Origin of the sequence: Bradyrhizobium sp., assembly GCF_049512235.1 — a bacterium.
GTDB lineage: Bacteria > Pseudomonadota > Alphaproteobacteria > Rhizobiales > Xanthobacteraceae > Bradyrhizobium.
The window spans coordinates 1-21,401 of record NZ_JBEKXH010000059.1 but is presented as its reverse complement, the minus strand read 5'-3'; the positions used below and the strand labels follow the sequence as shown (position 1 = coordinate 21,401).

Here is a 21,401-nt window from a genome sequence, read left to right as displayed (position 1 = left end):
GACGTCGCGTTCTCAATCCTGCGGCTGAAAGTCGCGCATCCGCGCGGCCGGATCACCTTCGCCAATGTGGAGGCCGTCCAGACACCAGATCCGCTCACGGCCGTGATCGTGCTGACCAAGCCGGCGCCCTTCCTGATCTCGGCGCTTGCGGGGGCCGAATCGCCGATCGTGCCGAAGCACATCTATGAGACGTTCAAGCCGGAGGAGCAGCCCAGTCTGGCGCAGACGATCGGCACGGGGCCCTTCATTCTCAAGGAGTGGGTCCCCGGAAGCCATCTCGTCTTCGTCAGAAATCCGAATTATTGGGACGCGCCGAAACCTTATGTCGACCGGATCGTGCTCAAGGTCATTCTCGATCCGGCGGCACGCGCCGCAGCACTCGAAACCGGCGAGATCGATATCGGTACCGCCCCCGTTCCCTATGGCGACATCGACCGGCTGAAGGCCGACAACAAGCTGACGGTGGATACCACAACCTATGCCTATTCCGGGCCGCAGACGCAGCTGTTCTTCAATCTCGACAACCCGATCCTCAGGGATCGCAGGGTTCGGCTGGCAGTCGCGCAGGCGATCGATCTGAAGGCGCTGCTCGATATCGTCTATTTCGGATACGGCCAGATCTCGCCTTCGCCGGTGAGCACCGTGCTGCCCAAATTCTACAATCCGAACGTCAAGGCCTGGCCGTTTGATGTGAAGGCCGCCGGACTGTTACTCGACGAGGCAGGCCTGAAGCCGGATGGCAGCGGCATCCGCACCCGGCTGCGCCTGACCCAGAATCCGTTCCTTCCGGCCAGCTTCTCCGACTTCATCCGAAACTCGCTGCGGCGGATCGGCCTCGACATCGAAATCCAGCGCTTCGACCTCGCGACATACCTGACCGTCGTCTATCGCGACCGCGCGTTCGATCTGACCATTGAGAGTCTCTCCAATACCTTCGATCCCACGCTCGGGGTCCAGCGCGCCTACTGGTCGAAGAACTTCAAGCTCGGCTTGCCGTTCTCGAATGCGGCGCACTACAGCAATCCGGAGGTGGACCAACTGCTCGAGGCCGCCGCCATCGAGCCCGATGAAGTCCGGCGCCGGGAGATCTGGTGGAAATTCCAGCAGATCATCCACGACGATGTTGGGGCGGTCGATCTGGTCGCGCCGGCCGGGGTTATCGTCGCCAACAGGAAGGTCCGGAACTTCGCGCCTGGTGCGGAGGGGCTGACCGGCAGCTTCGCCGATCTCTGGATCGATCCCCGCGTGGCGGGCAAGCCGTGACGCTGCCAAGATGGGGCCTTTTCACCAACCATCCCCGTGGCTGCGGAGTTGACGGCGCGGCAACCATGCTTTCGTCTTGGCTTAGGGATCAAGCCAGGTATCGGAAAAATCCCCGGCGGTGAGATCGACGCTGTTATAGAGGTCGTGGACCTGGCGGTTGCTCACCGTGACGGTCTGCAACGCTACCAATGGGAACGCCGGCAGGTCCTGGCCGACGATGTTCTGGATCTGCTTGAACTGCGCGGCCCGGCTGCTCTCGTCGATCTCGACGCTGGCACGACGGAAGAGGTCGTCGACCGCGGGATTGTCGTAGTGGGCGGCGTTGACATAGGGCAGCGGGTGCCTGATGCCGTCCGACCAGTAGATCCGTTGGACGCCGACGGTCGGATCGAACAGAAGACCGAGACCATTGACGTTGAGGTCGAAGCTGCGATCGTAATAGACGCTCTTGATGAAGGTGCCGAGGTCGCCCTCAATCACGTCCACCTTGATTCCGATGCGCGACAACGCCTGGCGGATGAATTCGGCCGTCTTCTTGAATGCCGCGCCGGGGATGAAGGTGAGGCGCAGCGAAAAGCGGTTGCCGTCGCCGCCGCGCAAGATGCCGGCCTCGTCGAGCAGCCGGTTGGCCTGCTTGACGTCGAAGCCGAACCTGAAGCTGGTGGGATCGTAGTAGGTGGAGAGGACGGCCGGAATCGGCGATTCGATCGGCTCGGCGCGGCCATAATAGATCCACTGCCGGATGAAATCGCGATCGATGGCATGGGCGATGGCATGGCGAACCTCGCGCCTGGCCAGGTTCGGGTTATCCAGATTGAACTCCAGCACCTCGGCGTTATTGAGGTACGCATCGCGCTCGGACGCGACGACGAGCTTCTCGTTCTGGCTCAGGCGCTCAAGGTCAGGCAGCGCTACGAAGCCGCTGACGTCGGCCTCGCCGGTCTCGAGGGCGGTGGAAGCCGCCGCGGCGTCGCCGACGAATTTGACGACCACGCCATCGAGGTAGGGCCGATCCGGTCGCCAGTAGTTCGGATTCCGGCGCAGCCGAATGTAGCTGTCCCGCTTCCATTCCCCGAAGATGAATGGCCCGGAACCGACAGGTGCATTGTTGTTGGGGCTGGCGCCGATATCGTCCGATGGATAGGGCGTGTTTCGGGACGATGGGGGACTCCGCCGCCGACAGGGCCTTCAGGAAATAGGGCGTCGGCTTCGACAGCCTGACGATCGCCGTGTGCGGGTCCGGCGTTTCGACGCGATTGATCGCCGCAAAACTGATCCGGCCACGCGGGCCATGTTTCTGTAGTGTCAAGAGCGAGAACTGGACGTCCTCCGCGGTGAACTCACGGCCGTCGTGCCACGTCACGCCGCGACGAAGGGTGAAGGTGTATGCCAGCCCGTCGGCGCTGACGGTCCAGGCGGTGGCCAGCAGCGGCTGCGGGGTGAACTGGCGGTCGTAGGTCAGCAATCCTTCGACGATCTTGGTGCTGATATTGCGCGTTTGCGTGTTGGTATCGAGCAGGGGAACCAGCGTTCGCGGCTCGCCTTGGGTCGCGACCGTGAGGGTGCCGCCGCGCCGGGGTTGCGCCCGCGCTCTGGCCGGCGCGAGCAGGGCAAGCAGTCCGGCGCCGGAATGCAGCACGCGTCGTCTGTCGAACTCGCGGCCAGAGAACAGTGTGCCGCTCATTGCGCACTCCTGGAATGGCCGTTACCGCTGCCATGGCGGGCCCCCGAGGACGTCAGCGGAGCTGTTGTCTGCACGTCAGCGTGATGACAGGCAACGCTCCGGCCATCGCCGGCCTCGCGGAGCGGCGGATCCTGTTCTGCGCAGAGGCTGGTTGCGAGTGGGCAGCGCGGTTGGAAACGACAGCCGCGCGGCAGGTTGCCCGCGGTCGGCAGGTCGCCCGCCAGCGGCGCCGCATAACGTCGCCGCGCCGGATTCGGCACCGCGTCGATCAGCGCCCTGGTGTAGGGGTGAAGCGGTCGTTGCCAGATCTGCTGGTGCGAGCCGGTTTCGACGATGCGTCCAAGATACATCACCAGCACCCGGTCCGCGAAATAGCGGACCACCGATAGATCATGGGAGATGAACAGCAGCGAGAGTTTGAACTCCCGCTTCATGGCCGCCAGCAGGTTGAGAATCTGGGCCTGGATCGAGAGATCGAGCGCGGACACCGGCTCGTCGCAGATCAGCAGCTCCGGCCCCAGGATCAAGGCGCGAGCAATGCCGAGGCGTTGCCGCTGGCCCCCGGAGAATTCGTGCGGATAGCGCGCGACGGCGGTCGGCGGAAGGCCCACGCGCCCGAGCATGTCCTCGACGCGGCGGCTCCGATCCTCGCGGCGCCCGAGACGGTGAACCTTCAGCGGCGTCGCCAGAATCTCGCCGATCGTGTGGCGCGGATTGAGCGAAGCAAAGGGATCCTGAAAAACCATCTGCAGGCGACGACGCTGCGCGCGCAGCCGATGGCCGGAGAGACCTGCGAGATCCACGCCGTCGAACCGGATCTGGCCTGACTTCGGCTCGACCAGGCGCAGAATCGTCTTGCCCAAGGTGGATTTTCCGCAGCCGGATTCGCCGACGAGGCCGACCGTCTCGCCGGGATTGATCTCGAACGATACGCCATCGACCGCATGGACGACATGGCCGCCCGACGCGTAGGTGGCCTTGAGCTCAGATACCGACAGCAGCGCCATGAGATGGCTCCTTCACGGCGATCGGGCAGGCGACCAGCCGGCCTGGCGACGGCAACACAAGTTGCGGAAATCCGCCGCGGCAGGCGTACACGGCGACGGGGCAGCGCGGCACGAACGGGCAGCCCGGTTCGCGCAACGCCGAGGCAATGTTGCCGGGTATTTCTGTCAGCGCCGCTTCCCGATAATGCAGGTTGCTCGCCAGCCGCGGCGACGCCGCGAGCAGGCCCCGGGTGTAGGGATGCAGCGGGTTGGCGAACAGTTCGTCGGGCAGGGCCTCCTCGACCTTTCGTCCGGCATACATCACCACCACCCGGTCGGCCCATTGCCCGACCACGCCGAGATCGTGGGTGATCAGCAGCAGGCCGAGCGACAGGTCGCGCCGCAAGCGATCCAGCAATTCCAGCACCTGGGCCTGGATGGTGACGTCGAGGGCGGTGGTCGGTTCGTCGGCGATCAGGAGCTGCGGCTCGCATGCGACCGCGATTGCGATCATGACGCGCTGGCGCATGCCACCGGAGAGCCGGTGGGGGTAATCGTCGACCCGCTTGGCGGGTTCTGGAATCCGAACGAGATCGAGCATCTCGATCGCACGTTTGCGGGCCTGCCGCGCCGACAGTCCGCGATGCAGCCGCAGCGTCTCGCCGATCTGCCTGCCGATGGTGAGTACCGGATTGAGCGACGTCATCGGCTCCTGAAAGATCATCGCAATATCGCGGCCGCGGCGTTCGCGCATGGCGCGTTCGGACAATCCGAGCAGATCCTGGCCGGCAAAATGGATCGAGCCGCTGCTGATGCTGGCGGTTTTCGGCAGCAAGCGCATCGAGGCCAGGGCGGTCAAGGACTTGCCTGAACCGGACTCGCCGACAATCGCGACGGTCTCGCCCTGCCGGACCACGAAGTCGAGGTTACGCACCGGCGAACTGTCCGCGAAGCTGATGGTCAGATCCCTGACCTCCAGCAAGGGGCTTGCCATCAGCGATCTCCGCTGAAGCGAGGGTTGAGAGCGTCGTTCAATCCATCGCCGATCAGATTGAGCGACAGCACCGCCAGCACAATCACGAGCCCGGGCAGCGCCGTGAGGTACCATGCCGTGCGCAGCAATTCGCGCCCGGCGCCGATCATGCTGCCCCAGCTAACGGCATTGGGATCGCCGAGCCCGAGGAACGACAAGGCGGACTCCATCAGGATTGCGGAGGCGACCATCACCGAGGAGGTGACGATGATCGGCGGCAGAGCGTTGGGCAGGATTTCGCGGAAGATGATCCGCGCATGACCATATCCGAGACTTCGCGCGGCCAGCACGAACTCCTTCTCGCGAAGCGAGCGGAATTCGGCTCGGACCAGCCGGGCGATGGTCGGCCAGGTAATCAGGCCGATCGCCCAGATCACCGTCGGGATGGAGGGCTGAGCAATCGACACCAGGACGATGAGCAGGATGAAGCTCGGGATGGTCTGAAACAATTCGATCAGGCGGACCATGACGTCATCAATCCAGCCGCCATGATAACCGGCGATCGAGCCGACCAGGATGCCGAGCGTCAGTCCGATCAGTGTTGCTGCGGCCCCGACCAGCAGCGAAACCCGGGCGCCGTGCAGCAGTCCCGCGGCGATATCGCGGCCGAGCGAATCGGTGCCAAGCGGGAACGCGCTGTTCTGCCCCGGCCACAGCAGCGGTCGCGCCACCATCGACAGCGGATCGCCGGGGTATAGGACGGGCGCGAGGATTGCGGCGACAACCATCGACAAGAGGATGACGAATCCCGCCATGGCTGTCGGACTTCTTAGAAATGTGCGCAGCGCCCGGGGCGCTGCGATCATGGCGGTTGCCGCGGATGCGCTGCGCGCGTCGGGCGTATGGACATTGGTCCAATCGCCAACGCCAGCGGCCTGCGGCTGCAGCACAGTCGCGGCGGAACGAGCCGCGCCTTGCGAGGGGTGAGGCCAGGGGCCGTCGTCCATCAGCGCACCTCAATTCGCGGGTCGAGCCAGGCTTGCACCAGGTCGACAATCATGTTGGCGATGATCACCAGCAGCGAGGAAAGCAGCAGCACCCCGAGCAGAATGCTGAAGTCGCGGCTCATCACGGCTTCGAACGCCAGCCGGCCGAGACCGGGCCAGCTGTAGACGGTTTCGACCACAACGGCACCGCCGAGCAGGCCGCCGAGGTGCATGCCGGCAAGCGTCGTCACCGGCAGCAGCGCATTTCGCAGTACGTGGCGTAGCGTGATCGCGAGCGGCGACAGTCCCTTGGCGGACGCGGTGCGCACATAGTCCTGGGTCAGGGCCTCAAGCATCGCGGCGCGCGCGAGCCGCGCATAGATCGCCACGTAAAACAGCGCCAGCGACGTCGCCGGCAGGATCATGTAGCGCAGCCGATCGAGCAGTCCGGCCAGTCCTGTCTTGCCGGCTCCGATCGTCTCGGATCCGCCGCTCGGCAACCAGCCTAGCTTGACGGAGAACAGCACGATCAACATCAGGCCGACCCAGAAGCCAGGGATCGAATAGAACAGAATGGCGAAAACCGAGAGCAATCGATCCGGCCAGCGGCCGGCAAAGGACGCCATGATGATGCCGAGCGCGACACCAACGACGACCGCGATCACCAGCGCCGTCAGCATCAGCGCGACGGTGCCCGGCAGACGCTGCGCGATAATGTCGGCGACCGGTAGATTGTAGCGCGGCGAAAAGCCAAGACTGAAATGCGCGAGGTTGTCGAGATAGGCGATCAGTTGAACGACCACCGGCTGATCGAGGCCGAAGCGCGCGCGCAGGGCGGCCAACGTTTCGATCGTTGCGGAACCGGATTCTCCGGCCAGCACGTCGGCGGCGTCTCCGGGCGCCAGCCGCAGCAAGAGAAAATTGATGATCACGATGCCGACGACGGTCGGTATCGCCTGCAAGGCGGTACGACGGAAAGTTTTCGCCACGCGTCCGACACTCGACATATGTTTTCAAACCTTGGGCAAACATCAGAACAAAACGGTTGATTGCACATCGTGCCAGTACAAAAGATCGTTGCAGCGCAGCTGCTTACATGTAGTTGACAAGATCGGTAGACCAAGTCAACGTCAAAGCATTCGGTGTCATTCGCAAAACACGAAGACGTCATTTGAAGTTGCGCGGCCCGGTGAATGCTGCAGTGTGATCGACGCGGTCGAGAATCAAAAAGAGTTCGGGGTGGCCATGACGATCTCCCACAAGCCCGGCAGCCTGGTGGGATCGCCGGTGTTTCCGAGTCCTGCGTCCTTCGCCGACAGCCCGCTGGCGAAAGCGCTGCGGCAGCCGCTTCTGCTCGGTCTGTTCCTGCCGATTCAGGCGGGAGGCTGGAGCGCGTCGACCTTGCCGCGGTCGACTACCTGGACTTTCGACTACAATCGCGATCTGACATTGCGCGCCGAGGCCCTCGGGTTCGATCTGGTGTTCGCGCTGTCGCAATGGCTGCCAAAGGGTGGCTATGGCGGTGTGTTTTCCGGCCAGGCGCTCGACTCCTTCATCACCACGGCATCGCTGGCCGGGCTGACCTCGAAGATCATGCTGATCTCCACGATCCATGTCCTGTACGGCCCGCTGCATCCGCTGCATCTGGCCAAATATGGCGCGACGCTCGATCACATCTCGAACGGGCGTTGGGGCATCAACGTCGTCACGGGCCACCGCGCGGTCGAACACGAAGCGTTCGGCTGGAACCGGATCGAGCATGATCGGCGTTACGAACTCGCGGCCGAGTTCATCGAGGTGCTACAGCGGCTGTGGAGCGACGGTGACAATTTCTCCTTCGCAGGAGAGTCGCCATGGCGCCTCAGCAATGCCTTCGTTACCCCAAAGCCGCGGTTCGGCCGTCCCACCCTGGTGAACGCCACCGGGTCGGATGCGGGGATCGCATTTGCCGGCCGCTATTCCGACATCGTCTTCATCACTAGCCCGGGCGGATCGGCCTTCAACGATGCCATCGGCGTTCTTCCGGCGCACACCGAGCGGGTCAAGCGGGCGGCGATCGATGTCGGCCGCCAGGTTCGCACGCTGATCAATCCGATGGTGATCTGCCGCGAGACCGAACGGGAGACCTGGCAATATCACGATGCCATCGTTGACCACATCGATCCCCTGGCCAGTATGCAAAATCTCGACAGCGACGCGCAGGCCTGGAAGGGCCGTGTCGGCGTCGATGCCGCAAAACGGCGGGCAATCGGCGGCAATATCGAGGTGATCGGCACGCCTGAGCAGGTGGTGGATCAGTTCCTGCAACTTAGAAAAGCCGGAATCGACGGGCTGCAGCTGAGCTTTTTTGACTTTCAGCCTGATCTGCAGTTCTTCGGTGAGCGGGTCATCCCGCTGATGGAGCAGGCCGGCCTGCGCCTCAAGGTCGAGGCCTAGACAGACCGTTCGGTTGCATCGCTGGCACCGAGCCGGGCGTGCCGAAAGGCTGGCGAATGAGAGCGGGCTGAATAAGAAAGCAATTTATTGCGAGCCCGGCCGCTGCGGCGCGATCTATAAGGGCGGCGCAAATTCATGGAAGTCACATGCAGCCCAGCCATGTTGCGCTGATCGAGCGCCAGACCGCCTTGGCCATCACGTGGTCCGATGGGTCGGTGAGCAGTCTCGGCGCCGTGGCGCTGCGCCGCGCGAGCCGCGCAGCCAGCGAGATACGCCGGCAGGCCGACGGCGTCGAATTGTCGGTCGAACCCGATCTGTGCGTTGAGGCGGTCGAGCCGATCGGGAACTACGCGTTGCGGCTGTTTTTCTCCGATGGGCATGACCGGGGCATCTATCCGTTCCCCTATTTGCGCGAACTGGCCGGGCTTGAGAGCGACCATGGATGAAATCAGGCAAGGCCTGTCGGAAACGCAATGCGACGTGCTGGTTATCGGCGGCGGCACGGCCGGTCCGATGGCGGCCTACAAGGCCAAGCGCCGCAATCCCGGGGCGCGCGTGGTCCTGCTCGAAAAGGCCAACGTGAAGCGCTCGGGCGCCATCGCCATGGGCATGGATGGCTTGAACAACGCGGTGGTGCCCGGCTATGCGACGCCCGAGCAATACACCAAGGAAATAACGATCGCGAATGACGGCATCTGCGATCAGGCGCCGGTCTACAAATACGCCTCACGCTGCTTCGATATCATCAGGGAATTGGACGGCTTCGGGATCAAGTTCCAGAAGAACGAGAACGGCGATTTCGACGTCAAGAAGGTGCATCACCTCGGCTCTTACGTATTGCCGATGCCGAATGGCGACACGGTCAAAAAAGCCCTGTACAGGCAGTTGCGCCGTGAGCGGGTGCTGATTTCGAACCGCTATATGGCGACGCGGCTGTTGACGTCGAGCGACGGACGGATCGCGGGCGCGATCGCGGTGAACACGCGGACCGCGGAATTGCTGGTACTGAGGGCCAAGGCCGTCATTCTCTGCTTGGGCGCCGCCGGCCGCCTCGGCCTGCCGCATTCTGGCTATCTCTGGGGCACTTATGAGAATGCGACCAATTCAGGAGATGGCTATGCCATGGCCTATCACGCCGGCGCCGGCCTTGCGAACCTCGAATGCTACCAGATCAACCCGCTGATCAAGGACTATAATGGACCGGCCTGCGCCTATGTGGCGGGGCCGTTCGGGGCCTACACCGCCAATAGCGAAGGCAACCGCTTCATCGAATGCGACTACTGGTCGGGCCAGATGATGCAGGAATTCTACAACGAACTGCAATCCGGCAAGGGTCCCGTTTTCCTGAAACTTAATCATCTGCACAGCGACACGGTCGGGAAGATCGAGGCGGTGCTGCACCAGGTCGAACGGCCGTCGCGCGGACGATTTCACGCCAATCGCGGCACCAACTATCGCGAACGCATGATCGAGATGCATATTTCCGAAATCGGCTTCTGTTCCGGTCATAGCGCCTCCGGCGTATTCGTCGATGAATTCGCGCGCACCACGGTGCCGGGTCTTTATGCCGCCGGCGACATGGCGAGCGTGCCGCACAACTACATGCTGGGGGCTTTCACCAACGGCGCCGTCGCGGGCGAACACGCGATCGATTACACCGCCGCTGTCGCGCTGCCCGACTATGATGAAGAAGACGTGGCCCGCGAACGGACCCGCGTTCTCGCTCCAACGCTGCGCGAAGACGGCATTCCGCCCAATCAGCTCGAATACAAGACGCGGCGCATTGTGAACGACTATCTGCAGCCGCCGAAAGTGACGGCGAAGATGCGGATCGGCCAGGCCAGGTTCGCCGAACTGCGCGAAGATCTCGAACAGCGGATGATTGCGCGCGATGCCCATGAACTGATGCGCGCGCTGGAGGTGTCATCCATCCTGGATTGCGCAGATATGGCGGCATTTGCCTCGCTGTTCCGTACCGAGAGCCGCTGGGGCCTGTATCATCAGCGCGTGGATTATCCAGAAAAGAACGATGACGACTGGTTCTGCCACAGCATCCTGAGAAAGCAGGATGGGCGCATGACCGCGGAGAAGCGTCCAGTCGCGCCCTATATCGTTCCGATCGAGGCCTCCGAACGGACGGCCTATGACCGTCAGCGCATTCGCAAGCAAGCCTGATCCAGGAGACAATTTGATGCCACTCGCGCTTGCACCGTCGACCGTTCCCGTCATTGTGGACGACACCAAATGCATCGCCGACAAGGGCTGCACCGTCTGCGTGGACGTCTGTCCGCTCGACGTCTTGCGGATCAGCGACCTCACCGGCAAGGCCTATATGAAATATGACGAGTGCTGGTATTGCATGCCCTGCGAGACCGATTGTCCCACCGGCGCGGTCACCGTCAATATCCCCTACCTGCTGCGCTGATATGCCCGCGTCCGAACCGTTCGAGAGCTTTGGCGATGTTGCGGAGTTGGCCGAGGGCCTCGCAAGCCCCGATGCCTCGGTGCGGCGGCTCGCGGTCATCGAACTGGCGGAGACGGCGAGCTTTGAGGCCGCCGGTCATCTTGTCTCGGCGGTCTCGGATGGGGCGGCCGAGGTCAGGCTGCAGGCCGTTCGCGCGCTTGCGGATTTTGGCGGCCTCGAGGTGGTGCGGGCATTGTTGCGGGGATTGCTCGATCCGGATCGGGAGGTCGCCAGCGCCGCGGCTGATAGCCTGTCGGATATCCGCGATCCCGAAGCCGCCGAGCTTTTGCTGCCACTTGCGCCGCATCCTTCGGCGATGGTCCGGGAGGCGGTGTTCCGCGCCCTGAAGGCGCTTCGCGTCGCTGCCGCGTTGGGTCCGGCGGTGGCTGCCCTCGCCGACGATAATGCCAGGGTTCGTGTACAGGCTGTCGGTGTGATCGGTTATCTCAAGATGATCGAGACGCTGCCGTCCTTGATCGGCGCGGCGCGGGATGCGGATCCCTCGGTGCGACTGGCGGCGGTCAATGCGTTCTCCTTCGCGCGAAACGCGGCCGCGGCCCAAGCCGCGTCCGAAGCCCTTGCCGACAGCGAATGGCAGGTCAGGGCCGAGGCGGCGGAGGCCATCGGCCGGATCGGTCAGCACGCAAGTTCGAGCGCCGTCGTTGGCGTACTGCGCGATCCTTACTGGCAGGTCAGGCAAAAAGCGCTGCAGAGCTTGGGCAAGCTCAAAGCCCGCGACGCCGTCCCCGACATCGTCGCCGTGCTCGACGATGAATTGGCATCGTTGCGCAAGGAGGCGGCCGCTGCGCTCGGCGATATCGCCGATATCAGCGCCCGCGACGCCCTTGCCGCGCGGGTCGCAGATCCCGATCCGGACGTCCGCAAGACGATCGCCTGGGCGGTTGGCCGGATCGGGGCCGACTAGTCCTTGAACAGGATCTGTTCGAGCAGGTTGGGCCGCTCGATCCGGATGATGCTGCCCTCAACCGATACGATGCGCTTGGCCTGGAAACGCTTCAGCATCATCGTGACCCATTGGCGGGTCGATCCCACCATCGCCGCGATTTGGTCATGGGTCACCTTGCGGTTGATGACGACAGCGTCTCCGTCGACAACTCCGTACAGTTCCGAGAGGTTCAGGAGATACTGCGCGAGCCGCTCGATCACCGAGCGTGTCCCGAGCATCTGCGCCATCGACGAGTAGCACTTGCCTTTGGCGACGAGGCCGTCGATGAGGGCGAGGGCAAAGGTCGGCATTTGCGTCACGAGCTTCTGGAGTGTGGCACTCGGCAGCAGGGTAATGTCACAATCCTCGATGGCGATCCCGGACCAGATATGGCTGCCGCCGCCGGACACCTCCGGCCCCCCGATGAAATGGCCGGGAGTCCAGTAGGCGAGGGTGATTTCGCGTCCGGACGGCGCGGTATAAAAAACCCTGACCTGGCCGCGCTCGATGATGAAGATGCCCTGATGGGGATCACCCTGCGTGAACACAGCCTCTCCCTGCGGAACCGAGATCTGGCGTCCGAGACCCCGGATCTCGGTTTTCTCCCCGCTGGAAAGTCGGTCGAGGAAGTGCGCGCCGATATTCAATTCATCGATCGATTCGCTCATGAACAGTGCCGAACTGGAGGCGGAGTCCTGCGAAGGCGACCGCACCGCCTGCAGCCCCGTTCGGACCGGGGCGGTCGCGGCGCGACGCCGCAATTGACGTGCCGACGCATCGCGAGATGGGCCGGTACTCTTCCAATCCGCGTGGGGTGCTGCATCCGCAGCGTCAAAACGGGCGGTTCGTTGACTCTCGGGAATCGATTTGAGACGTGTCATTTCCGCCATTCATCTGTTGCCGCGCCAGCAATTTGCCCCAAGCTAAGGGCGGCGGTAATCCAGAGTCCATCCATTGGAGCGATTCAAACACGACTTGGAACACTCCATGCGGTGAACCGCCACGTATGCATGCGTTTAACCTGCAAGAGGCATGCCGACGAGAAATTCCTTCTCTGGCGCCGATGGACGCAGCAACCCGACCGCACAGCAATTCGTGCGCTACAGCTCCGCGCGCCGCCGAAAAGCAATCTCGCGCAAGTAATTGCTTCAGTCCGGCAACACCAGCAGACTAGTTTTGATGGTGGTTTTCATTGGATCGGCTGGTAGCCGGGCGGCTTCCGGCCGTTACGTTTGCAGGAACGAACGATGATGCATTTCAGGCTCGCGGGTGCGATGGCGCTGGCATTGGCGTTTGCCAGCGCGGCCAAGGCGGAGACGATACGCGTAGCGATCGGAACCCAGGACACGACCATCAATTGTGCGACCGGCGGCCTTCTGATCCGCGAACTGAAACTGCTCGACAAGTATCTGCCGCATGACGGCAAGTACAAGGACGTCAGTTACGACATCCAGTGGAAGAATTTCACCAGCGGCGCGCCGGTCACCAACGAAATGGTCGCCGGCAAGCTCGATTTCGGCGCCATGGCCGATTTTCCCGGCTCGCTCAACGGCGTCGCCTTCCAGAAGGCAGGTCGCCGCAGCCTCTTCATCACGCCGCTGTCGGGCAGCACCAAGGGCAGCGGCAACGGTATCGTCGTTCCCCTGGATTCACCGGTGCAGTCGCTTGCGGACCTCAAGGGCAAGACGATATCCGTACCGTTCGCATCGACCGCACATGGCATGCTGCTACGCGCGATCAAGGCGCAGGGATGGAACCCGGAAACCGACGCCAACATTATTGCGCAGCCGCCCGAGGTGGCGGGTCCGGCTCTGCAGGCCGGCAAGATCGAGGCGCATGCGGACTTCGTGCCGTTCGCCGAATTGTTTCCCTGGCGCGGGTTTGCCCGAAAAATATTCGACGGTGCGCAGGCGGACACCCCCACATTCCACGGCGCGCTGGTCGATGCGGAATATGCGGAGAAGTATCCCGAGATCGTCGTCGCCTATCTGCGTGCCGCGTTGGAAGCCGACGGTCTGGCCGCGGCCGAGCCGGAAAAAATCAGCGAGTTGATCGCGCAGGCGACCGGCATCGAAGCCGAGGTGAATTATCTGTTTCACGGTCCGCTCGGCCTGCAGACGCGCGGTCTGACCTGGAAGCCGGAGTACCGCGAGGCGGTGCAGACCTCCATTGCAACACTGAAGCTGTTGAAGCGCACCGACAGCGATCTCGACATCAACCAGTTCGTGACCGATACGTATATCCGCGCTGCATTCGTGCAAGCCGGGCGTGATTATGATGCCGAATTGAAGAACTATGCCCAGCTGCCGCTTACCGCAAAAGATGCGACCACAGGTTTGCCGATCACCGATTTCAGCCGCGTCGCGCAGATATGGGTGAAGGGCGAGCCGTTGGTACGCCATTATGGCTCTCCCGAAGCCGCGTTGAGGGCGCTGGCTTTGCTTGAGAAGGAGAGCAAGAGTGCCCGCGCCGTCTATGCCCAGGATCGCGAGACCGGTATCAAGCTGTTGGCGCCGTTGGCCTGGTTCGTGCGCACCGCGAATGGTGAGTTGAGCGCCTTTCTGCTGAAATCCTCGGCGAAGAAGTGGTCCGAGGACCATGGCGGCCAGGTGGTTGATTATGCCGGCGCGCGCGAGGCCGTCACGGCGAGCCGCTGACCGATGGCGGGGTCAGCTGGACCAGAGCAATCGTTAGGCCCCCGGCTGCTGGTTCGCCTGGGATCGATCCTTTTCTGTGTCGCGATGTGGCAGCTCGCATCGTCGCAACGGCTGAACCTGGGAATCCTGACCTTCCGAAATGTGCCGCCGCCGACCGAGGTCGCGCAATCGCTGCTCCAGTTGATGCATTCGCCCAAATTGTATGCGCATCTGGTCAGCAGCCTTTGGCGGGTGTTCGCCGGCTACGGCGCGGCCGCATTGTCGGGCATCGTGCTCGGCTTTGCCATCGGGCGGTCCCGCGCGGCGAGCGATCTGTTGCTGCCACCGCTGGAACTGTTGCGCCCGATCCCCGCGGTGGCCTGGATCCCGCTGTCGATCCTGATGTTTCCCTCGTCCGAACTTTCGATGATTTTCATTACCTTCGTGGGCGCGCTGTTTCCCATCGTTCTCAATACGGTGCACGGGGTAGCCAATGTCGATCAACGATTGACGGCATCGGCACGCAGTCTCGGCGGCACACCCGCCGCGATCCTGCTGGAAATCGTGCTACCGGGCGCCGCACCCAGCATCGTGACCGGACTGGCGATCGGCATGGGCACATCGTGGTTCTGCCTCGTCACCGCGGAAATGATCTCCGGACAATTCGGCATCGGATATTACACATGGGAAGCCTATACGCTGCAGAACTACGCCGACATCGTGGTCGGGATGCTGCTGATCGGCCTGTTCGGGATGGGCAGCAGCTGGCTTCTGACGACGCTGGGACGGCTGCTGATGCCGTGGCGGCGGCCGACCATCGCGCGATGACGGCGCCGGGCTCGGGGCGCATCGAAGTCAGTGACGTATCGATTTCGCTGGGGCGGGGCGCCGACACGTTCGAAGCGGTGCGTGAACTGGAATTCTCAGTGGCACCCGGCGAACTGGTCTGCATTCTCGGACCATCCGGCTGCGGCAAATCGACGTTGTTAGGCGCGCTGGCAGGGCACCTTGGCATCAGCAAGGGGAAATTGACCGTCGATGGCGAGCAGGTTTCAGGACCGAGCCCCGACCGCGGCATCGTGTTCCAGCAGCATACGCTGTTCCCCTGGAAGAAAGTCCGTGACAATGTGGCGTTCGGTCCGAAAATGCGTGGCGTTGACAAGGCGGTGCGACAGCGCGCGGCCGACGATATTCTGAGGCTGGTCGGTCTGGCGGGATTTGAGTCGTTCTATCCGTCGCAGCTTTCCGGCGGGATGCAGCAGCGGGTCGAGATCGCGCGAGTCCTGATCAATCAGCCGCGGGTGCTGCTGATGGACGAGCCGTTCGGAGCGCTCGATGCCCAGACGCGCGCGATGATGCATGAAGTGCTGCTCGATATCTGGACCAGGATTCCAACCACGACCGTCTTTGTCACGCATGACATCGATGAGGCGCTGTTCCTGGCCGACAGGGTCATCATGATGAGCGCGAGACCCGGCCAGATCATCGAAGACATTCGGCTGCCCTTTGGGAGGCCGCGCCACATCGAGTTGGTCACGGATATGGAGTTTGTGCGACTGAAGCGACACTTTCTCGATCTCTTGAAAAAGCCCGACCGCGCGCTCCATTGTCGTGCTTGACGAACCGAAGGCGGCTTTTGATTCAACGCGGCGACACGCGCTGCATCAGCCAATGCCCGTTCCAACTGCTGTCGTGCCGTTCATGGTATTGACCGCGCAGGTTCGCGGCGCGGATCGTGGCCGCATCACCCAGGATCGCGCCGCGGCGATTATGGCGAAACCGGAACGATGTGCTCCTTGATCGGAGCGGGCTTGGGAAGCAGTTTGCTGCCGACAAGCCAGTCGTTCAGGCTCTCGAGCGCGGTCAGCTCCTTCTCGCCGACCGGCACCGGTTCGCTGATCTCGTAGCTTGCGACCCGGGTCGCCACCGCCGGGCTCAGCTTCAGTTCCGCAACCCAGAGTCTTGCGACCTCGTCACGGTGGGTCTGCGCCCACCGTGCCGACTCCTGGAGTTCCGCAACGATGTCCTTCAGAATGTCCGGATGTGCCGTAGCGAACGGCGTCCGCACCGCATAGACCACCGCATTTTGCGATCCGAAATCCTTCGCGATCGCGATCACGCGCGCGTCCTGTTCCAGGATCGCGGTCGGAAAGAAGATGCTCCATGCCGACCACGCATCGACATGGCCGTTGATGAAGGCTGCGGATGAATCCACCGGCGTGAGGTAGGCCCGTTTGACCGAATCCGACGCAACGCCGGCCTTTTCGAGCGCCTTGGTAAGTTGATAGTCGCCGGTACCACCGCGGTTGACCGCGACGGTATGGCCGGCGAGATCGGCGACGTCTTTGATCGGGGAACCGTTCTTGACGACGATACCGGAGGAGTCGCCCGCGTCCCATTGATAGGCGAACAGGGAGATCGGTGCCGTGCCGACAATCGAGGTCAACGCCGCGCTCGAACTGCCGACGGTGATGTCGATCGAATCGGCACTTAGCGCCTCTGCCGCCGGGGCATAGGCGTTGAACGGCCCCGACCATACGACCTCGATGTTTTTCGCAGCCAGCCGCAGTTCCAGCGTGCCGCGCAGCCGGCTGATCGAGAGCGGTTCGGGCCCGCGCAGATAGCCGATCCGGAGCGTCTGCGGCTCGGCCGCGGAGGCGACGCTCATTCCCAGCAGGGTTAAGCCGGTGATCACCCGCAATAATTTGGAAAGCGACATCGCTAGCCTCTTGCAGCGTTGAAGTAGGGCCCGATCTGGAGCTTTTCCGAGGGCCGGCAGTCTCGCTCAAACGGGAGCAGCGGCAGCAGCAGGTCCGCGACCCGATAGGTCTCCTCGAGCAGCGGCTGGCCCGACACGATGAATGTATCGAAACCGATATCGCGGTATTCCAATATCCGGGTCGCGACGGTTTCGGGATCGCCGACGATGGCCGTTCCCGGGCCGTTGCGAACCAGGCCGAAGCCGGCCCAGAGATCGGGATAGATTTCGAGGTCACGGGCGCGCGCGGGTTTGCGGCCTCCGACGATCTCCGACATGCGCTTCTGACCGACCGAATCCGATGCCCGGTTGCGGGCCTGAGCTCCCGCCACGGCGGCGTCATCCATCCGATCGAGTAGCCATTGCGCGGCGTCCCACGCTTCCTCGCGGGTCTCGCGCACAATCAGGTTGAGCCGGATGCCGAACTTGACGTTGCGGCCGAGCGCCCTGGCGCGTTCGCGCACCCGCTGAATTTTCTCGGCCGCGAGCGGCGGCGGTTCGCCCCAGGTCAGGTACGTATCGGCGTGCCTTGCTGCGACCGTCAGAGCCGGGTCCGATGATCCGCCGAAGAACAGCTTCGGATAGGGCTTCTGCAGGGCCGGCAGTTTGAGCTGGGCGCCGCGCAGCTTGAGATATTTTCCCTCGAAATCGACCACTTCGCCGGACATCAGCCGCCGCCAGATGCCCCAATATTCGTCGGTCAGGGCGTAGCGTTCGTCATGTTCGAGTTCGATCCCGTATGGCGGCATCTGGCGGTTCTCGCCGGTCACCATGTTGAGGATCAAACGGCCGTCCGAGAACTGATCAAAGGTCGCAGCCTTCTGGGCCAGCATCAGGGGTGCTACAATGCCCGGATGCACCGCGATGATGAATTTCATGCGTTTGGTGAGCGGGATCAGCGAAGACCCCAGCACCCAAGCGTCATGCTCGCCGCCGCCTGTCGCCAGCAGCGCGCCGGTATAGCCGAGATGATCGACCGCGCGCGCGATCTGCGCCAGATAGTCGAAGTCGATGGCGCGGCGGCCCTTTTCGGCCCAGGGATAGGGACCGTCCTGCGGAATCAGATACCAATAAATTTCCATGATGATCGTCCTGTCGGCATTAGCTCTCGTGCAAGAGCTCGTGGGCGAGCTTCAGCGGCGCCGGATCAATCCAGCTCTCGACATCAAAGTCGCGGCTGATAAATCCGTGCCGAAGCAGAAAGTCCTTCTGGCTCGCGAGGCCCTGCCGCCGGATCTCTGACAGATCCAGACCGAAATGACGGTGCGCATTTTCGCCGTAAGCCGCGCGGGCCTCATCGGCAGAACGTCCGACTTCGTGGCCAATGATCGAGAACACGCCCTCGGGATGGTTGCTTGCCCAGTCGGCCGCTCCGAGCAGCACGGCGAGATAGCGCGCCACGAGGTCGGGACGCTCAAGCGCCGTGCGGCGATCTACCGTGACCGGCCGCGGATTGCCGTTGTTGACCCGCAGCAGCGGATCGGCCTGGTCGGCAAGGTCAAGCAAGATACGCAGGCCGCGGCCCCGGGCCGTGCCGAGCCCCGGCGCTCCCTTGACGTAAATTGCGTCAACCTCGCCATGAAGCAAGGCGTCGCTTTCCAGTTCGTGGAAGCGTCCGTTGGCGACCCCCGAAGATGCCGCAAATGATCGCTGCTCGCTCGTCACGTCGACCAATTCGACATCGTCGAGCGAAAGGCCGCCCAGAGCAAGCGACGAATCGATTCCGCGCAACGCCATCGCGCGTGCAAAGTCGACGCGCTGGCCTCGTTGGAGCGGCAGCCCGATTTTGCGATGCCTGAGGTCCGACAGTGAGACGATGCCGGAGTCCGGCCGAACCAAGATGGCCTGGAATTCGTCGATCCAGGTCAGTGCGACCACAACCGTGTCACGTCCTTCCGATCTTGCCCAGATCGCCGGAATGTTGCCGCCCTCCCGGAATAGCCCCGGCAGCGAATGATCGAAATGCGAGATGTTGACGCGTGGATCGTCGGAGTCACGGATGGATCGAAGCCCGATGCCCGACTTTGCAAATTCGTCGCGGAGCAGGCCGAGATCAAGTGCGATGCCGGATGCAGTCGGCACAGGACAACGCGTGTACCATAGTTCGCTGACGGAGAATGATTTTGCAAAGTCATCTTGCCGCGAGGGTTGCGCCGTTACACTCATCGCAAACTCCTGTATGACGGAAGGAACCAGCTATCATCTCAATAGACCATCGCTGGTGTGAGAACGATGGAAAAAATAGGCGGCGACAAGTTTGAAATGATCTTGTTGTTTTCAGGAGGGTCAGAATGTCTTTTATTCTTCGGGTCGGCGTGCACGCCAACAATCCATCCCTTGTTGTGCTCAGTCAGAATGGGCTGCTTGAGCAACGCGTCTCCGGTCACGGCGCCGGCGTCGAGTGGTTGCGGATTGCCGCAGGTGCCCGCACCGTCGAATATATCGGCGCCAACCTGATCCAGATCGGCGGCACCGGATTGACGCCGCCGATCGCGGCCCAGGCCAAGGGCGTTCCGCTGGTCTATATCGCGACCTCGGAAGCGCGACCTGTCGGCGGCATCTTCGTGCGCAGCGACAGTGCGGTGAAATCGGTGCCGGGCCTTGCCGGCAAGACGGTGTCGCTGGGGATCGGCTCGTGGCTGCAGGCGCTGCTGGCGACAGCGCTCGACCGCGCGGGGCTGGGTTGGAACGACATCGTGCCGCTCGACCTGACCGAACCTGAGTCGCGGCAGGCGCTGCTGGCCGGCGACATCGATGCCTGGGTATCCGGCGGCGGATTGCGCGATGACGCCGGGCAATTCCGGGCGATTGCCAACACCGGCGATCTCGTGGCCAATCCCTCGGTGTTCTTTGCGAGGCGCGACTTCGCCGAACGCAATCCGGAGCTGATCGGGATCGTGGCGGGAGCCCTTGATGAAACCGATCGCTGGATTGCGGCCCGTCCGGCCGAGGCGGCAGCTATTCTCGCCCGCGCCTCAGGAGGACCTCTCACGGCGGCCGAATGGGAAGCCCACATTGGCAAGCGCCCATGGGGGCTGAAGGTGGTGGACGACGCCTTCGTTGCCGATCAGCAACGCGTGGCCGACCTGTTTTATCGGTTCGGTTTGCTGCCGCGCCAGATCGATATTCGCGACGCCACGCTGCCGCGGCCGGTCAAGTTCGATAAGGCGGCCTGATCACGAAGCGGCTGATCCGCTGTCGACGGCGTAGGGGGAACGTGCCCTCGTGCTTCATCGCCCGATCGGAGCCTGAGGCGTGAGGGCGGCCACAAGGGCCGCGCCCCTACATGGATGGACTACAACAACGCTCGCCGCAGCTATTGCCACTTCGGCGTCCAGATCTTGGCGTCGCCGGCGTTGACCTTGACCGGGAGCAGTCCTTCCGCGAAGAAGGCATCGGCGATACTTTGCTGTTCGGACAGGCCGGTTGGCGTGACTGCGCCAATCCGGTAGGAGCGGTGGCTGTTCGCTTCTTCCACCGTCGGCGCATCAATGCCCCAGAGACCGGCCAACAAGGTCGCGGCCTCCTGCGGATGGGCCTTTACCCATTTTCCAGTTTCGTCGAGCTTGTCGAAGATGACATTGAGGACATCGCCGCGCCGGTCGGCAAAGGCGGCGGACGACAAATAGTAGCGCTTGTAGCTGGCAAGTCCGTTGCTGCCGTCGGCGAGCACCCGCGCATTGGATTGGCGCCTGGTGCTGGTCAGGAAGGGATCCCAGGCCACCCAGGCATCGACATTGCCGCCGATGAAGGCGGCGCGGCCATCGGCCGGTGTCAGATAGGCCGGCGAGATGTCCTTGAAGCTGAGACCGGATTTGGCGAGCGCCGCCAGCAGCAGGAAATGGCTGCCCGCGCCCTTGGTGACCGCGACTTTCTTTCCCTTGAGATCGGCCAGCGTTTTGATGGACGAGTCCGCGCCGACCAGGATGGCCTGAGCCGAGGGCGATGCCGCCTCCTCGGCAATGTAGGCGAGCTTGGCGCCGGCGGCTTGCGCGAACAGTGGCACGGTATCGGCCACATCCGCGCCGAAATCGATGTTGCCGGTGTTGATCGCTTCCAATAGCGGCAGACCGCTGGTGAACTCGTGCCACGACACGCGCACGCCGAGCGGAGCCAGGGCTTTTTCGAGTTCGCCGTTGGCCTTCAGGATCGCCGTCAAAGTCGAGGATTTCTGATAGCCGATGCGAATTTGATCGGCTGGCGTCTGCGCAACGGCCGGGTTCGGCACCGCGGTCGCCATGGCCGCGATGAGTCCAATGGCCGATAGGG

The 21,401-nt window shown here is 63.0% G+C and carries 20 protein-coding genes and 1 pseudogene; 10 read left to right on the top strand and 11 right to left on the bottom strand.

Features of this window, described 5'->3' with window-relative positions:
* The coding region (locus tag ABSG20_RS08220) for an ABC transporter substrate-binding protein (RefSeq protein ID WP_423863996.1) at positions 1 to 1,263 on the top strand (1,263 nt) is incomplete at its 5' end.
* A gap of 81 nt (positions 1,264 to 1,344) precedes the next feature.
* Here ABSG20_RS08220 and ABSG20_RS08215 read toward each other — a convergent pair.
* The 6 genes and pseudogenes from ABSG20_RS08215 to ABSG20_RS08190 form a co-directional block, all read right to left on the bottom strand.
* Positions 1,345 to 2,343 carry an ABC transporter substrate-binding protein gene (locus ABSG20_RS08215; protein ID WP_423863999.1) on the bottom strand — a complete coding sequence of 333 codons (999 nt, stop codon included), beginning with the start codon at positions 2,341 to 2,343 and terminating at the stop codon, positions 1,345 to 1,347.
* A 136-nt stretch (positions 2,344 to 2,479) separates the two neighbouring features.
* Positions 2,480 to 2,947, bottom strand: a pseudogene (locus tag ABSG20_RS08210) (ABC transporter substrate-binding protein); the annotation flags it as partial.
* A complete protein-coding gene (locus ABSG20_RS08205) occupies positions 2,944 to 3,954 on the bottom strand; it encodes an ABC transporter ATP-binding protein (RefSeq protein ID WP_423863995.1) in 1,011 nt (336 codons plus the stop codon). The gene ABSG20_RS08205 and the pseudogene ABSG20_RS08210, both read right to left, overlap by 4 nt.
* Positions 3,932 to 4,927, bottom strand: coding sequence for an ABC transporter ATP-binding protein (locus tag ABSG20_RS08200; protein ID WP_423863994.1), 996 nt, complete (start codon positions 4,925 to 4,927; stop codon positions 3,932 to 3,934). Before ABSG20_RS08200 ends, ABSG20_RS08205 begins: the two co-directional genes overlap by 23 nt.
* Positions 4,927 to 5,913: an ABC transporter permease gene (locus ABSG20_RS08195; RefSeq protein ID WP_423863993.1), complete on the bottom strand. Its 987-nt coding sequence runs from the start codon at positions 5,911 to 5,913 to the stop codon at positions 4,927 to 4,929. Before ABSG20_RS08195 ends, ABSG20_RS08200 begins: the two co-directional genes overlap by 1 nt.
* Complete coding sequence (locus tag ABSG20_RS08190) at positions 5,913 to 6,899, bottom strand: ABC transporter permease (RefSeq protein ID WP_423863992.1); 987 nt, start codon at positions 6,897 to 6,899, stop codon at positions 5,913 to 5,915. The genes ABSG20_RS08195 and ABSG20_RS08190 overlap by 1 nt, the downstream gene beginning before the upstream one ends.
* A 238-nt stretch (positions 6,900 to 7,137) precedes the next feature.
* Here ABSG20_RS08190 and ABSG20_RS08185 point away from each other — a divergent pair, with 238 nt between their 5' ends.
* The 5 genes from ABSG20_RS08185 (at position 7,138) to ABSG20_RS08165 (ending at position 11,717) form a co-directional block, all read left to right on the top strand.
* Entirely contained in the window at positions 7,138 to 8,328 is a 1,191-nt protein-coding gene (locus ABSG20_RS08185) for an LLM class flavin-dependent oxidoreductase (RefSeq protein WP_423863998.1), read from the top strand.
* A gap of 146 nt (positions 8,329 to 8,474) precedes the next feature.
* On the top strand, positions 8,475 to 8,774 hold the full coding sequence (locus ABSG20_RS08180) for a DUF971 domain-containing protein (protein WP_423863991.1): 300 nt from the start codon (positions 8,475 to 8,477) through the stop codon (positions 8,772 to 8,774).
* Entirely contained in the window at positions 8,767 to 10,503 is a 1,737-nt protein-coding gene (locus tag ABSG20_RS08175) for a fumarate reductase/succinate dehydrogenase flavoprotein subunit (protein WP_423863990.1), read from the top strand. Before ABSG20_RS08180 ends, ABSG20_RS08175 begins: the two co-directional genes overlap by 8 nt.
* Positions 10,504 to 10,519: 16 nt before the next feature.
* On the top strand, positions 10,520 to 10,753 hold the full coding sequence (locus ABSG20_RS08170) for a 4Fe-4S dicluster domain-containing protein (protein ID WP_423863989.1): 234 nt from the start codon (positions 10,520 to 10,522) through the stop codon (positions 10,751 to 10,753).
* A gap of 1 nt (position 10,754) precedes the next feature.
* Entirely contained in the window at positions 10,755 to 11,717 is a 963-nt protein-coding gene (locus tag ABSG20_RS08165; protein WP_423863988.1) for a HEAT repeat domain-containing protein, read from the top strand.
* Here the strand turns inward: ABSG20_RS08165 and ABSG20_RS08160 are convergent.
* Positions 11,714 to 12,406 carry a Crp/Fnr family transcriptional regulator gene (locus ABSG20_RS08160; RefSeq protein WP_423863987.1) on the bottom strand — a complete coding sequence of 231 codons (693 nt, stop codon included), beginning with the start codon at positions 12,404 to 12,406 and terminating at the stop codon, positions 11,714 to 11,716. The genes ABSG20_RS08165 and ABSG20_RS08160 overlap by 4 nt on opposite strands.
* Positions 12,407 to 12,985: 579 nt before the next feature.
* Here ABSG20_RS08160 and ABSG20_RS08155 point away from each other — a divergent pair.
* From ABSG20_RS08155 to ABSG20_RS08145, 3 genes are read left to right on the top strand one after another with little or no spacing between them, the layout of a single operon-like run.
* Positions 12,986 to 14,395, top strand: a complete 1,410-nt coding sequence (locus tag ABSG20_RS08155) for an ABC transporter substrate-binding protein (protein WP_423863986.1) — start codon at positions 12,986 to 12,988, stop codon at positions 14,393 to 14,395.
* 3 nt (positions 14,396 to 14,398) lie between these two features.
* Positions 14,399 to 15,202 (top strand): ABC transporter permease, encoded by an 804-nt coding sequence (locus ABSG20_RS08150; protein ID WP_423863985.1) that lies wholly within the window; start codon positions 14,399 to 14,401, stop codon positions 15,200 to 15,202.
* Complete coding sequence (locus ABSG20_RS08145; RefSeq protein WP_423863997.1) at positions 15,199 to 15,993, top strand: ABC transporter ATP-binding protein; 795 nt, start codon at positions 15,199 to 15,201, stop codon at positions 15,991 to 15,993. The genes ABSG20_RS08150 and ABSG20_RS08145 overlap by 4 nt, the downstream gene beginning before the upstream one ends.
* 149 nt (positions 15,994 to 16,142) lie before the next feature.
* On the opposite strand, the gene ABSG20_RS08140 is transcribed toward ABSG20_RS08145, so the two are convergent.
* Genes ABSG20_RS08140 through ABSG20_RS08130 form a run of 3 tightly spaced genes read right to left on the bottom strand, consistent with a single transcriptional unit; the run spans position 16,143 to position 19,298 of the window.
* Positions 16,143 to 17,093 (bottom strand): aliphatic sulfonate ABC transporter substrate-binding protein, encoded by a 951-nt coding sequence (locus ABSG20_RS08140; RefSeq protein WP_423863984.1) that lies wholly within the window; start codon positions 17,091 to 17,093, stop codon positions 16,143 to 16,145.
* 2 nt (positions 17,094 to 17,095) lie between these two features.
* Positions 17,096 to 18,214 (bottom strand): LLM class flavin-dependent oxidoreductase, encoded by a 1,119-nt coding sequence (locus ABSG20_RS08135; protein ID WP_423863983.1) that lies wholly within the window; start codon positions 18,212 to 18,214, stop codon positions 17,096 to 17,098.
* Positions 18,215 to 18,233: 19 nt separating this feature from the next.
* Positions 18,234 to 19,298, bottom strand: coding sequence for an ABC transporter substrate-binding protein (locus tag ABSG20_RS08130; RefSeq protein ID WP_423863982.1), 1,065 nt, complete (start codon positions 19,296 to 19,298; stop codon positions 18,234 to 18,236).
* A 125-nt stretch (positions 19,299 to 19,423) separates the two neighbouring features.
* Here ABSG20_RS08130 and ABSG20_RS08125 point away from each other — a divergent pair, with 125 nt between their 5' ends.
* Positions 19,424 to 20,308, top strand: a complete 885-nt coding sequence (locus ABSG20_RS08125; protein ID WP_423863981.1) for an ABC transporter substrate-binding protein — start codon at positions 19,424 to 19,426, stop codon at positions 20,306 to 20,308.
* A gap of 140 nt (positions 20,309 to 20,448) precedes the next feature.
* On the opposite strand, the gene ABSG20_RS08120 is transcribed toward ABSG20_RS08125, so the two are convergent.
* On the bottom strand, positions 20,449 to 21,401 hold a 953-nt coding region (locus ABSG20_RS08120), incomplete at its 5' end, for an aliphatic sulfonate ABC transporter substrate-binding protein (RefSeq protein WP_423863980.1).